Genomic DNA, 14,525 nt, shown 5'->3' with positions numbered 1-14,525 from the left:
ATTGGAGGGATATAAAATGAACAAAAAAGTTGTTTTAGCATATTCGGGCGGGTTAGATACATCAGTGGCAATTACATGGTTAAAAGATGAAGGATACGATGTTGTAGCGGTTTGTCTTGACGTTGGAGAAGGTAAAGATCTTGCATTCGTGAAAAACAAAGCACTTGAGGTCGGAGCAATTGAAAGTTATATGATTGATGCAAGAGAAGAATTTGCTAATGAATATGCATTAATCTCTCTCCAAGCACATACATGGTATGAAAATAAATATCCATTAGTTTCTGCCTTATCACGCCCGTTGATTTCCAAAAAATTAGTGGAAATTGCAGAGCAAACTGGAGCAACAGCAGTAGCACATGGTTGCACAGGTAAAGGGAATGACCAAGTTCGTTTCGAGGTTTCTATTAAAGCATTAAATCCAAGTTTAGAAGTAATTGCACCAGTTCGTGAGTGGAGCTGGAGCCGTGAAGAAGAAATTGCTTATGCAAAAGAAAAAAATATTCCTATTCCGATTAACCTTGATAGCCCATTCTCTATCGATCAAAACCTTTGGGGTCGTGCAAATGAATGTGGTATTTTGGAAGATCCTTGGGCTGCACCACCAGAAGATGCATATGACTTAACTGTTTCTTTAGAAAATGCACCTGATATAGCTGATGTAATTGAAATTGAATTCTTAAAAGGAGTACCTACTTCTATAGATGGAGTAGCATATCCATTACATGAATTAATACTAAAATTAAATGAGTTAGCTGGTAAACACGGTGTCGGCCGTATTGATCATGTTGAAAACCGTTTAGTTGGTATTAAATCACGTGAAGTATATGAAATTCCTGGTGCGCATACATTGCTGCTGGCACATAAAGAATTAGAAGATATAACATTAGTAAAAGAATTAGCTCATTTTAAACCAGTTATGGAGAAAAAGTTAACAGAACTTATTTATGAAGGACTTTGGTTCTCTCCACTTAGAACTGCACTTGAAGCATTCTTAAAAGAAACGCAACAATATGTTAATGGTACAGTGCGTGTAAAATTATTTAAAGGTCATGCTATTGTAGAAGGACGTAAATCTCCGAATTCTCTATACAATGAAAAATTAGCAACATATACAAAGGACGATGAATTTAATCATGCTTCTGCAGTAGGATTTATCGAGCTATGGGGTCTTCCAACAAAAGTTCACGCTATGGTGAACAAGGGAGTAGAGAAGGTGAAAGCATGACAAAACTATGGGGAGGCAGATTTCAAAAATCTGCCGAACAATGGGTCGACGAATTTGGAGCATCGATCGAGTTCGACCAAACTTTAGTAAATGAAGATTTAGATGGCAGTATTGCACATGTTCAAATGCTAGGGGACTGCAATATACTCCCACCTGAAGATGTTCAAAGTATTTTAGATGGACTTGTTCAATTAAAAAAACTGGCAACTGAAAACAAGTTAGAGTTTTCAGTTGCCAATGAAGATATCCATTTAAATTTAGAAAAAATGCTTATCGATTTAATCGGACCAGTTGGTGGTAAGCTGCATACTGGTCGCAGCCGTAACGATCAAGTAGCGACAGATATGCATTTGTTTTTGAAAAATAGAGTAGGAGAAATACTCCAGTTAATCGAGATTTTCCAACGAACAATTGTGACTCAAGCCGAAACGCATGTGGAAACACTTGCGCCAGGATATACTCATTTGCAACGTGCGCAACCAATTTCATTTGCCCACCATTTAATGGCTTACTTCTGGATGCTAGAACGTGACAAGGATCGCTTTAGAGATTCTATGAAGCGCATCGATATTTCACCGCTTGGAGCAGGGGCTCTTGCTGGGACTACATTCCCAATTGATCGCAAGATAGCTGCTGAATATCTTGGTTTTGCAAATGTCTATGAAAATAGTATGGACGCAGTAAGTGACCGTGATTTTATCATGGAGTTTTTAAGTAATTCTTCTATGCTGATGGCTCATTTATCCCGATTTGCCGAAGAAATTATTTTATGGTCTAGCTCCGAGTTTAATTTTATTGAACTGGATGATTCTTTTTCAACTGGTTCTAGTATTATGCCACAAAAGAAAAATCCAGATATGGCAGAGCTAATACGCGGCAAAACTGGACGTGTATACGGCAACTTAATGGGACTACTAACGATTATTAAGGGACTTCCCCTTGCTTACAACAAAGATATGCAAGAAGACAAAGAGGGTATGTTCGATACTGTACATACAATTGTTGGATCATTGAAGATTTTTGAAGGCATGGTTCGTACGATGGAAGTTCATACAGAACGATTACACAATACTGTCCACAAAGACTTTTCAAATGCAACAGAGCTTGCTGATTATTTAGCAGCAAAAGGACTTCCATTCCGTGAAGCACATGAGGTAACTGGGAAATTAGTTTTCCTATGCATCCAACGTGGTTATTTCTTACTCGATTTACCGTTGGAAGATCTTAAGGAAGCAAGCGATTTGATTGAACAAGATATATACGATGTATTATCACCATTAGCCGCTGTTAAAAGAAGAAATTCGCTCGGTGGAACTGGTTTTGATCAAGTGAAAATCCAAATTGCAGAGGCAAAGACGCGACTAGTATAACAAAACCTGTAGACACTCGTAGGATTACGAAACCGTCTACAGGTTTTTTTGAAAGATAGAAAAGTATATAAAAATGTCATGTGTACACTGGGTTATCGGCACTCTTATAAATGAATAATACGACTGTTTTCCGTTTCCTCTGTCTAACTCATCCTGCCGAAGTCGCCATCTTTCACTACAATCAATTACTGTGTAGTACTCAACTAGATGATTGAACATAGCTTAATACTAATGTATGATTTATTGACAATTTAGAATTTTATATTTATAGTAAATATGTAAAGGCTTACAATTTATTTTTATCCATTAAAACGTTTTTGAAGAATGCTCAAAAGGAGTTCTCCATAAAAACGTATTTTTTTTTTAAGAAAACTAAAACGTTTTCGTAACATTTTACAAATGCTTTTTGGAAAGGGGATTTTAAGTCACATGATAAAGTATTCGCGTGGTAAAGGAGACCTTGAGAATTGGATTGTTTCGGAAGAGGCATTCCAACCAGACACACTTGGGAAAAGTGAAGCAATTATGTCCCTTGGTAATGGTTATTTGGGACTGCGCTCTGCTAATGACGAACCATATTTGAAAGAAACTAGAAATTTATTTGTCAGTGGTACTTTTAATAAAGCTAGAGAAAATGAAGTAACAGAATTACCAAACTTAGCGGATGCGACGAGGTTAGATATTCGAGTAGATGGTGATCGATTCAGCCTTGAATTTGGAAAAACAAAGGATTACATAAAACAATTAAATATTAAATCAGCAGAGCTGAGCAGATATTTTGTATGGACATCTCCAAAAGGAAAAGTACTACAGTTTGAATTTAAACGATTTGTGTCTCTAGATAATTTACATCTAATTGGCATGAAAATGTTTGTTAAAAGTTTAACAGATCCAGTTCAAATTTCTTTTGACACTGGAATTGATGCACAAATGACTAATTCAGGATCGCAGCATTTTCTCGAGGGTGAACGGAGAGTATTTGATAAAAAGAATATTCAGCTAGTCCAAACAACCAATGAGTCTAAAATAGATGTGGTTATCAACTCTTCCCACAAACTTATTGTTAATGATGAAGAAAGAACTGATTACCCTGAAATGAACATGGCCCGTAGAAAAGTGTGGCTTACCTACAATGTTAATCTTCAACCTAACGATAAAATGGAACTGGAAAAACTAACGACAGTGTATACGAGTCGAGATAAGGAATTTGACAATACCGAATATAATCTTCAATTGCTGATGGAGAAATCATTAGAAGATTTACGCAACAGTTCTGAAAAAGGATATGATTCACTCTTTCATTCACATACAGAAGCTTGGAATAATAGCGTATGGAATGCATACAAATTAGAGATTAATAGCGATAATCCATATGATCAACTTGCATTGCGATTCTCCCTATATCAGTTAACGATTATGGCTCCTGCACATGATGCACGGATGGGAGTTGCAGCAAAAGGATTGAGTGGTGAAGGCTATAAAGGGCATTCGTTTTGGGATACTGAAATATTCATTATACCATTTTTTACTTTTTCCAATCCAGCAGTTGCAAAATCACTTTTAACTTATCGCTACCACGGTCTAGAAGGCGCCAGAAAAAAGGCAAGAGAAAATGGATATAGTGGTGCGATGTTTCCTTGGGAGGCTGCTTGGCCAACTGACGGAGAAGTAACTCCAAAACTAGGAGACATTGATATTGTTACAGGAGAGCAAACGAAAATTTGGTCGGGAATTATTGAGCAACATATTTCCGCTGATATTACCTTTGCAATTTATCAATACTTTAATGTCACTGCTGATCATGAATTTATGGATCACTATGGATATGAAATCATTTTTGATACCGCAAGCTTTTGGGCAAGTCGGCTTGAGTGGGATGCAGATAAGCAAGAATACTATATTAATAATGTGATAGGTCCCGATGAGTATAAAGAGCATGTAAACAATAATGCATTTACGAATTATATGGCTTTCTTCAATATAAAACTAGCAATACGATATTACGAAACATTAATGAAAGAAAACCGCAGACTACTGGAAGTATTGAATAACAAATTAGATTTGAAAACAGCATTTCCAATTTGGCAATCAAAAGCCCAAAACATATATTTACCACAGCCACGTGAAGAGGATTTAGTAATTCCTCAAGATGATACCTACTTAAAATTAAAAGAAATTAATCTGACAAAATATAAAAATCAAGAAAAACTAAGAACAATGTATCGAGATTATAATTCAGAACAAATTAATACGCTTCAAGTTACAAAACAAGCAGATACATTACTGTTGTTTTACCTGTTAAACCAAACTTTTTTAAGGGAAGATACTCGGTTATCAAATGCTGTAAAAGAAGCTAACTTCTATTATTACGAGCCGAAAACATTACATGATTCTTCATTAAGTTTAGCAACACACTCCATTCTAGCAAATGATATTGGTGACACGAATTTAGCATATTCGCTATTTAGGAAAGCTACAGAAGTTGACTTAGGACCGAGGATGAACACATCAGACGATGGTATTCACGCTGCTGCTATCGGTGGAATATGGAAATCTGCCATATTTGGTTTTGCTGGGATTCGACTAATTGATGGAAAACTTTCTATTAATCCGAAATTACCAAAAGAGTGGCAGCATATGAATTTCACGATTCAATGGCATGGTCAACCAATTTCTCTATCCATAACTGCGTCTACATTATCAGTAAAAGTAGAGAATAAGAAAACAATAGAATTTGAGGCTTTTGGTCAACATTATGAGTGTACGGATGTTTTGAAAGTAGAATATACATCTAATAATAGATAGTTATAAAATGAGTGATCATTTTATTCACTATAGAAACTAAAATCTTAGGGGGATGAATTAAAATGAAGTTCCAAAAAAGAACATGGTGTAGTCTATTTATTATCGCATTGCTATTAATACTAGGCGCTTGTAGTGGCAGTGATGATGGTGCAACAGGGAACGATAAAAAAGGCGAGAGTGACAAAGCTTCTGATCAAAAAATTACTATTTTCCAAAGTAAAGTGGAAATATCGGACCAACTAGAAGCACTTGCTAAGGAATATACTGCTGAAACTGGCGTTGAAGTCGAAGTATGGGGAACAACAGGTGACGATTACTTTGAACAGCTGCAAATTCGTTTGAATAGTGATCAAGGTCCATCCATATTCAGCCTTCAAAATGTAACAGAAGCGGAGAAAATGAAGTCTTATGTAGCTGATTTATCATCTGAAGAATATGCAAAAGACATTGCTCCTGGAATGGAATTAAAGGTAGATAACCAAATTGTAGGAGTACCTTATGGAGTAGAAGGATTTGGATTAGTTTATAACAAAGATTTAGTAAAACCGGAAGATGTTGCTGATTATGAATCTTTTGTCAGCACATTAGAAAAGTTTAAAGCAGAAGATATTACTGGTCTTGGTCTTTCAAAAGAAGCTTATTTCTTAATTGGTCATATTAGTAACTATCCATTTTCTTTGCAGAGCGATCACTATGAATTTATCGATAAGCTAACAAGTGGTGATGTAACAATGGCAGAAACGAAAGAGTTCCAAGAGTTCGGTAAATTTATGGAAGCAATTAAAGCAAACACACCAAGTCCTTTAGATGTAACATACGATAAAGAAGTTGGTGACTTTGCAGCTGGAAAATCAGCAATGATTCACCAAGGTAACTGGGCATATGGAATGCTTGCAGATTTTGATGTAGATTTTGAGGTAGGAATGCTACCATTCCCATTAATGGGTACTGATAAATTAGCCGTTGGTGTCGGAAATAACTGGGCAGTCAATGGAAAAAAAGATGAAGCGGAAACAAAAGCAGCAAAAGACTTCTTAAATTGGATGTTTACAAGTGAAACAGGTCACCGCTACATTGTCGAGGAATTTGGATTTGTTCCAGCGCTTACAACTATCGCTGCAGATGACTTAGATCCACTATCTCAGGACGTATTAAACGCTTCTAATAGTGGTCAAACTATTCCTTGGGCACAAAATTATTATCCAGCTAATATAGTTCCAAACGATTTTGCTCCAAAGGCAGAAGAATTCTTTTTATCTAAAGATATGACTGGTGAAGAATTTATAGAAAGTTTAGATGATGCTTGGAAAAACGCTGTAAAATAGTTTAATTTCACTAAGAAGATAGATAAATAAAGTCTGGGCATACCATTTTAGGGGTGTCCAGTACTTCCTTATTCAATCTATTTATAAACTATTAGAAAGGAGTGATTTACATGCAAAATAAATATAATAAAGGGTGGTATTTATTATTTACTGCGCCGTTACTTATAATTTTTTTGACAGTAGTAGTTATTCCATTCGTTATCGGCATATATTATTCCTTTTTTAAGTGGGATGGTATAGCAGCTAATCCAAAAGTGTTTGTTGGCTTTGATAATTTTATCAAGTTATTTGGTGATACGCGTTTTCTTGAATCTACTTGGAAGACAACTTTATTCACTATATTAGCAGTTATCTCCGTAAATATAGTTGGACTTGTTTTTGCTCTTTTGGTTACATCAAAACTTCGAATAGCTAATGCCGCACGTACGATGGTTTTTATGCCATATTTGATCGGAGGATTAATATTAGGTTATATTTGGCAGTTTATCTTCTTAGATGTTTTTACATTAATCGGTGAAGTAACTGGTCTTGAAAAGGTCTTTTTCAATTGGCTTATCGATATGGATTTTGCCTTATATGCTTTAGTTTTCGTTTTTACTTGGCAAATGGCAGGGTATATTATGATTATTTATATCGCAGGAATACAAAGTATACCTAACGATGTAATGGAGGCATCTATGATTGATGGTGCGAGCTGGTGGCAAAGGTTAAAAAATATTACATTCCCTCTATTAATGCCTGCTTTTACGATTAGCTTGTTTTTAACGCTTTCATCAGCATTTAAAATTTACGACGTTAACCTTTCTTTAACAGGTGGGGGACCCGCAAATTCCACTGAAATGTTTGCGATGAACATTTATAACGAAATCTTTGGCTATGGTAATTATGGATATGGTCAGGCAAAGGCAATTATTTTCTTCTTAATAGTAGCTGCAATAACACTGACACAAGTTTATATTACGAAAAAGAGGGAGGTAGAATTGTAATGAAAAAGTCGTATAAAATTATTAAAGAGCTTTTACTCCTCATTGCAGCGCTGTTCTTTCTATCTCCTATCTATATAATTATTGTCAACTCATTTAAAGATAGGCAGGAATTATATGAAAATGTTTTAGCACTTCCTAAAGAATTCAGTTTCCAATACTATGTAGAAGCGATGGAAAAAATGAACTTTTTGAATGCACTTGCTAATTCATTATATATAACTATAATTTCTGTTCTCATTATTGTTGTATTATCTTCTATGACAGCTTGGATGCTAGCAAGAACTGATAACACGCTAAGTAAGATTATTTTCATGATTTTTATTGCAACTATGCTTATTCCTTTTCAAACATTAATGATGCCTTTAATGCAATTCATGAGCACTATAACTAATACGTTACATATTCCAATGATTAATACCCGTGAAGGTTTAATATTTATGCATATTGGTTTTAGTTCCAGTATTTCCGTCTTCTTATATCATGGATTCGTTAAGTCTATACCGATTACATTGGAGGAAGCTGCTACAATTGATGGTGCATCGAAGTTTGGGGTTTTCTGGAGAATTATTTTTCCGATTTTAAAACCAATCACTGTTACTGTAATGATTTTAAACGTTATTAATATATGGAATGATTATTTACTACCATCCCTAACACTTACTGATAAAGGACTTCGCACAATTCCACTCTCTACTTTTTATTTCTTTGGTGAATTTACGATTCAGTGGAACTTAGCAATGGCTGGCTTGATGTTAACAATTATTCCTGTTGTTATTTTCTATGTTCTTGCACAAAAACATATTATTAAAGGTATTGGGGAAGGGGCTGTAAAGTAAAATCTATTTCCGCAGGAGGTAAGTGAATGCAATGGTTTTCAGGTTTTACAGGAGTATTGTACAGTACAACAGAATGGATTATGCGATTTTCTGTTGTTAATATTTTGTGGATGATTATCAATATTCCTATTGCGATTATTCTATTAAGTTTGTACGTTAATAATTTCAGTATTGAATTTGTACTTTACTATGTGCCTTTAATACTTCTAATACCTATATTATTTGTCCCAAGTACGATGGGATTATTTGCAATGTCTCGTGATTGGATGCTGAAGATAGATCATCCATCTCTTATGAAAGCGTATTTTTCGCATATGATCTCTAATTACAAAAAGAGTGTTTTGGCTGGTCTAATTTTGACCTCTATATGGCTCATTTGGATAATGGATTTTTATTTTTTTACTAATGAAAACGACTTATTACTTACGGTATTCTCTATTATAGGTCTTGTACTATTCGTATTTACGAATAACTTTTTTTCACTGAATGTGCATTTTCAAATGAACATTCGAGAATTGTTAAAGAATACGTTTTTTGTGACGATTGGAAGTCCTTTATTATTTTTTGTAATACTTCTTAGTAATTCATTATTGTTTTACCTAAGTACTACGAAGCTTATTGTTTTATTTCCATTTTTTATAGGTTCCATAAGTATCTATTTATCTTTTGCGGTATTCTATAGATTTTCATTGAAGGTGCAGGAGAAAGCTCTTATTAATAAAGGTACTTAAGTAGCTCGCTGTAAAAGAACATTTACTCATTAAATTTAGGAAGTGGTTTATAGAAATGACTACTATAAAAGATGTTGCAAAAGAAGCTGGAGTATCAGTAAGTATAGTTTCAAAAGCCTTTAATAATTATACCGATGTCAATGAAAAAACTAGACAAAGAATTTTCGAGATTGCCAACCAGATGGGCTATACACCAAATATAGTAGCTAAGAACTTATCATCCAAAAAGCAAATGACTATTGGATTGATCTCATCAGGTGTTCTTAACAATAGTGAAAAAGATAATAATGCATTTAATATATTCAAGGGAGTATATACAGCCGTGTCATCCAGTCAGTTTGAATTGTCCATCTACCTAATCGATTCACTGCGGCAAAAGAAAAAGAGCTATGCCCAGTACTGTCGAGAACGAAATATTGGCGGTGCACTTTTACAGGGAATACGTATAGATGATCCATACTATATGGAACTAATTGATACAAATATACCTTGTGTTGTGCTCGATATTATACCTGAAACGAATAATGGGCTCGTTGGAAGCGTTTCTATTGATAATGTAAAAGCTAGCAAAGAAATTGCCCTGTATTTAATAGAACGTAATCATCGAGATATTGTAGTGGTGGCAGGAAGAAAAAAAACATACGTGAATTCAGAGCGGATTAAAGGGGTTCAAGAAGCTTTTAAGCTCAATGGCTTAGAGTTAGACTTTGAGGAGATTATGTATGCTGATTTTTCAGAGCACGAAGCATATGAATTAGCAAAAGAATATTTGAAAACAAAGCGTCCTACTGCTTTTCTTTGCTTTAGTGATTTAATGGCATTTGGAGTAATGAAAGCAGTAGGGGAAGCTGGTTTTAAAATTCCAGAGGATATATCAATTACTGGATTTGATAATTTAGTATTTAGTAGTTACACAAACCCACAACTCACTACAATTGGCCAAGATTTTTTTGAAATAGGAAAAGTGGCAGCGCAATTACTGCAAGACTTAATGGAAAGTAAAGTAGATCGGAAGCATGTAAATGTAGAGCATCAATTAATAGAACGGGGAAGTGTCAAGACTATTTCGCCTTCTTATATCAAATAATTCTTCGAAGAAAGGAAGGATCTAATGAATCAGTACCCAAAAGCGTTTATATATGATTTGGATGGTGTTATTACGGATACAGCAGAATTTCACTTTTTAGCATGGAAAAAACTCGCAGAAGAGCTTGGTATCTCATTAGATAGACAATTTAATGAGCAACTAAAAGGAATTAGCCGCATGGAGTCTCTTGAGCTAATTTTACAATTGAATGCTTCTTTGTTAAAGATGAGTAATGAGGAAAAAGTAAGATTAGCAAATAAAAAAAATGAATTCTATTTAGAATTAGCAGAATCAATAAATGAAGAAAACATTTTACCAGGAATTGAAGATTTACTAAAGAACAATAAAAAACGAAATATTAAAATTGCTCTTGGTTCAGCAAGTGAAAATGCAAGAAATGTAATAGAGAAGCTAGGACTCACTAGTTATTTCGATTATATTGTGGATGCATCGAAGGTTTCAAGGGGAAAGCCGGATCCTGAAACGTTCACTACTGCAGCTGATTTCTTCGGTATCCCGCATAAAGAGTGCATTGGTATTGAAGATGCAGCAGCTGGCATAGAAGCTATTAACAAAGCAAATATGTTTTCAGTTGGTGTTGGTTCACTAGAACATTTATCTCAGGCGGACTATTTAGTTGAAGATACTTCTCAGTTAGATTTTGAAGAAATAATGAAGAGATACAGCGAAAATAATAGCTGAGGTGAAATTTAATGACTTGGAAATTAACTAAATCAGAAATAGATAACCAAAGCCTTCTGCTAAATGAAAGCCTTTTGTCTATAGGGAATGGTTATCTAGGTGTTAGAGGAAATTTTGAAGAGGGCTATAAAAGTACATATAGCTCTATTCGAGGTACATATATTAATGCTTTTCATGATGAAACGGAAATCAATTATGGTGAGAAACTCCATGCTTTTCCAGATATACAGCAGAAAATTTTAAATGTCATTGATGCGCAAACGATAAATATTTATTTGGATGATGAGCAATTTTCATTATTTGATGGAGAAGTATTACAGTTAGAACGAAATTTGCATCTGGATGCAGGTTATGCCGATAGAATTGTACATTGGAAATCTGCTAAAGGCAAGGAAGCCAAAATTCATTATAAAAGACTTATTTCGTTTGTTACGAAAGAATTGTTTGCAATAGAAGTTAAGATAGTGCCCCTTAGCAATATTCAACAAGTTAAAATTGTTTCTATTGTCGATGGCAATGTTTCTAACTTTGTGGATAAAAACGATCCTAGAGTTGCTTCAGGTCACGCTAAAAGACTTCATGTAGCAGAAGTTCTAAAGGAAGAAAACTACAGCATTGTGAAAAATATTACGTATGCAACGAAGCTAGAAGTTGCTTGTGTAACCTCTTCTATGATTGATAATGATGAATACGAGTATGCAAGTAAAATAACTGATAATAGTGTGGAAGAGACCTATTTATGTAATGGAAATGAGCCTATTCAGTTTACAAAATATAATGTGTATACAGACACATTAAGGCATGGGGTTACTGTTATTGAAGAGGCATTGGCTATTCAAAAACAGTTAAAAGGGACCTCTTTTGAAGATCTTTTATTAAAGCAAAAAGAGTACTTAGATAGGTTTTGGAGTATAGCGGATGTGAAAATCACTGGAGATGCTTCTCTTCAGGAAGGAATTCGTTTTAACCTTTATCAGCTTTTACAATCAGTTGGGAAAGACCCAGTAAGTAATATTGCAGCAAAAGGCTTATCAGGAGAGGGATACGAGGGCCACTATTTTTGGGATACTGAAATTTATATATTTCCAGTCTTCTTAATGACTAATCCGCAAATTGCCAAAAATTTATTATTGCAAAGATATTCTATTTTGGATAGTGCTCGAGCAAGAGCGAAGGAAATGGGACATAAAAAAGGGGCGTTATTTCCTTGGAGAACAATCACAGGACCTGAAAGTTCTGCATTTTTCCCGGCAGGTACTGCACAGTATCACATAAGTGCGGATATCGCCTATAGTTATATTCAATATTATTTAGTAACACAAGATGTTGCATTTTTAAAGGATTATATGGCTGAAATTCTATTTGAAACTGCACGTCTATGGATTGATGCAGGGCATATGAAAAATGGACTTTTTAGAATTGATAGTGTTACGGGACCAGACGAATATACATGTATTGTAAATAATAATTATTACACAAATGTCATGGCGAAGCATAATTTACTATGGGCTGCTAAGACATATAATCTTTTGAAAGAAATGGATAGCAAGTTACTGAACCATTTAAGCGATAAATTGAATTTATCTCAGCTAGAAGTAAGCGAATGGACGGACGCTGGTGAGAAAATGTACCTTCCATATGATGAAGAGTATAAAATCAATGCACAGGATGATAGTTTTTTACAAAAAGATCGCTGGGATTTAGAAAATACGCCAAAAGAGAAATTCCCGCTTTTACTAAATTATCATCCATTAACCCTTTATAGATATCAAGTATGTAAACAAGCAGACACAGTACTTGCTCATTTTTTATTGGAAGATGAACAGGATTTTGAAACGATGAATAACTCCTATAATTACTATGAACAAATTACAACACATGATTCTTCCTTGTCTTCTTGTATATTTAGTGTGATGGCTTCCAAATTAGGTGATAAAGCGAAAGCTTATGAATATTTTAGAAAAACAGCGCGATTAGATTTGGAAAATACGCATGGTAATACGAAGGACGGGCTTCATATGGCGAATATGGGAGGAACTTGGCTAGCAATTGTTTATGGTTTTGCTGGCTTAAGAGTGAAGGAAAGCGGTCTTTCATTAGCACCTACACTTCCTAATCATTGGGAATCATTGGAGTTTAACTTGCAATATCAAAATAGAACATTTACTATCAAAATGGAAAGAAGTACAGTAACCTATTCGTTAATAGAAGGTGATAGTTTATCCATTTTACATAACGGAGAGATTATTGACCTTGAAATAGGTGAAAATAGGAAGAAGGCGGTATAAAAAGAAGCCTTAGTTTTGACATAAAGCATAAATTTTCCCTTTGGAAATTTATGCTTTAATTTTTTGGTGAAAAAAATGCTTTAAAATTCGAGGGACAATCATTCGCTTAGCTAAAAACTAGTCATCTGGATTCAGGTTATTTTGCATAAGTTCCTGTATTTTGGCAACCTGTTCCTTAGATGCAAGCTCGGTCTTATACCAACCTTTGTTATCCATTATTTTAAAAAGCTGATAATGGTTTGAGCTCGCATTTTCAAAACATTTTTCATAAATTTCACGAAGCTGCTTATGTGTGGTCTCTAACATTGTATTACTAATGCTGCGGCAGCGTCCCTTCTCCAGCTCTAGACAAAGCTGGAGCATTTCACGGTCTGTTAAACCGCGTCCTGCGATATTATTTGGCATATAAACCCACCTTTTAAAATTATTGAGTGTTGTTAGTCCAATTGAAGTATTGGGCTAGGCTGGCAATCTTTAACTGGTGTTTTTCCGCTATTTCTTCGAGTGTTTTTCTTAGCTCTTGATCTTTGCATTGTGTTGCACACCAGTTCATCGTTTTTGCGATTATCTCCTCTCCACGTATTTCATCTTCAATAAATGCCAATTCTTTCATCGTTAGAACGGTCATTTTATTTCACCTCCCAAACAATGTAAAGTAAAGTTAGTATTGTTTGTATTGATCTGTTTTATCCTTTATAAAATCATTTCACTCTTTTATAATCGCGGACATCTTTAACGTCTCCGATTGATCACCTCGAAATAATGTTTCTGAAGTTCCTCTAAGCTTGATTAATTTTCCTTATCAGTGATTTTAAAACCTAGGGCGTTATAATTGACGTGTGTTGGCAGTGCTTCCTTATGGTTGTTTTCAGTATAGAATTCTTCTTGGATAGCAATATTTGCCTCAGCTGAAGAGCTAGCTCTTTTTTTGTAGGTAATTTTATTGTCCTCATTCACTAGTTTATTCAATTCAATGTTTGCTTCAGTTGTTTCCATCTCTAAAAACTTTTCTTTTTTCATCCTTTTCACCCCTTTAGCTTTCAGTATGAAACAAATACGGAGAAAAATTCGCTATATAACTTGATATTTAATACATTATAAAATAGCTATTGTGAAGAACTGTTATTAAACTCACATAAAATTAAAGAAACGTTCAACTTATCCTTATCT

13 protein-coding genes are annotated in these 14,525 nt (G+C 34.6%); 10 read left to right on the top strand and 3 right to left on the bottom strand.

Annotation, left to right across the window (positions count from 1 at the left end):
* Positions 1–16 precede the first annotated feature (16 nt).
* The 10 genes from ACN6MX_RS10290 to ACN6MX_RS10245 all read left to right on the top strand — a co-directional run bounded on the left by ACN6MX_RS10290 (position 17) and on the right by ACN6MX_RS10245 (position 13,355).
* Positions 17–1,225, top strand: a complete 1,209-nt coding sequence (locus ACN6MX_RS10290; RefSeq protein WP_419962507.1) for an argininosuccinate synthase — start codon at positions 17–19, stop codon at positions 1,223–1,225.
* Positions 1,222–2,595, top strand: coding sequence for an argininosuccinate lyase (gene argH / locus ACN6MX_RS10285; protein ID WP_419962506.1), 1,374 nt, complete (start codon positions 1,222–1,224; stop codon positions 2,593–2,595). The genes ACN6MX_RS10290 and argH overlap by 4 nt, the downstream gene beginning before the upstream one ends.
* 429 nt (positions 2,596–3,024) lie before the next feature.
* Complete coding sequence (locus ACN6MX_RS10280) at positions 3,025–5,400, top strand: glycoside hydrolase family 65 protein (protein WP_419962505.1); 2,376 nt, start codon at positions 3,025–3,027, stop codon at positions 5,398–5,400.
* 62 nt (positions 5,401–5,462) lie between these two features.
* Positions 5,463–6,725: a sugar ABC transporter substrate-binding protein gene (locus tag ACN6MX_RS10275; protein WP_419962504.1), complete on the top strand. Its 1,263-nt coding sequence runs from the start codon at positions 5,463–5,465 to the stop codon at positions 6,723–6,725.
* Between the two features lie 110 nt (positions 6,726–6,835).
* Positions 6,836–7,711 carry a carbohydrate ABC transporter permease gene (locus tag ACN6MX_RS10270; protein ID WP_419962503.1) on the top strand — a complete coding sequence of 292 codons (876 nt, stop codon included), beginning with the start codon at positions 6,836–6,838 and terminating at the stop codon, positions 7,709–7,711.
* Positions 7,711–8,547 carry a carbohydrate ABC transporter permease gene (locus ACN6MX_RS10265; RefSeq protein WP_419962502.1) on the top strand — a complete coding sequence of 279 codons (837 nt, stop codon included), beginning with the start codon at positions 7,711–7,713 and terminating at the stop codon, positions 8,545–8,547. The genes ACN6MX_RS10270 and ACN6MX_RS10265 overlap by 1 nt, the downstream gene beginning before the upstream one ends.
* Positions 8,548–8,573: 26 nt before the next feature.
* Entirely contained in the window at positions 8,574–9,278 is a 705-nt protein-coding gene (locus ACN6MX_RS10260) for a YesL family protein (RefSeq protein WP_419962501.1), read from the top strand.
* 55 nt (positions 9,279–9,333) lie between these two features.
* Entirely contained in the window at positions 9,334–10,365 is a 1,032-nt protein-coding gene (locus tag ACN6MX_RS10255; protein ID WP_419962500.1) for a LacI family DNA-binding transcriptional regulator, read from the top strand.
* 24 nt (positions 10,366–10,389) lie between these two features.
* A complete protein-coding gene (gene pgmB, locus ACN6MX_RS10250) occupies positions 10,390–11,067 on the top strand; it encodes a beta-phosphoglucomutase (protein ID WP_419962499.1) in 678 nt (225 codons plus the stop codon).
* Between the two features lie 11 nt (positions 11,068–11,078).
* Entirely contained in the window at positions 11,079–13,355 is a 2,277-nt protein-coding gene (locus tag ACN6MX_RS10245) for a glycoside hydrolase family 65 protein (RefSeq protein ID WP_419962498.1), read from the top strand.
* A 117-nt stretch (positions 13,356–13,472) separates the two neighbouring features.
* Here ACN6MX_RS10245 and ACN6MX_RS10240 read toward each other — a convergent pair whose 3' ends face one another.
* The 3 genes from ACN6MX_RS10240 to ACN6MX_RS10230 form a co-directional block, all read right to left on the bottom strand.
* Positions 13,473–13,760: a spore coat protein gene (locus tag ACN6MX_RS10240; protein WP_419962497.1), complete on the bottom strand. Its 288-nt coding sequence runs from the start codon at positions 13,758–13,760 to the stop codon at positions 13,473–13,475.
* A gap of 19 nt (positions 13,761–13,779) precedes the next feature.
* On the bottom strand, positions 13,780–13,983 hold the full coding sequence (locus tag ACN6MX_RS10235; protein ID WP_419962496.1) for a hypothetical protein: 204 nt from the start codon (positions 13,981–13,983) through the stop codon (positions 13,780–13,782).
* A 161-nt stretch (positions 13,984–14,144) separates the two neighbouring features.
* Complete coding sequence (locus tag ACN6MX_RS10230; RefSeq protein WP_419962495.1) at positions 14,145–14,375, bottom strand: hypothetical protein; 231 nt, start codon at positions 14,373–14,375, stop codon at positions 14,145–14,147.
* Positions 14,376–14,525: the final 150 nt, after the last annotated feature.

The organism is Psychrobacillus sp. BM2, from assembly GCF_048572895.1.
Taxonomy (GTDB): domain Bacteria; phylum Bacillota; class Bacilli; order Bacillales_A; family Planococcaceae; genus Psychrobacillus.
Note: the sequence above shows the minus strand (reverse complement) of the source record. Positions and strands in the feature narration are given on the sequence as shown.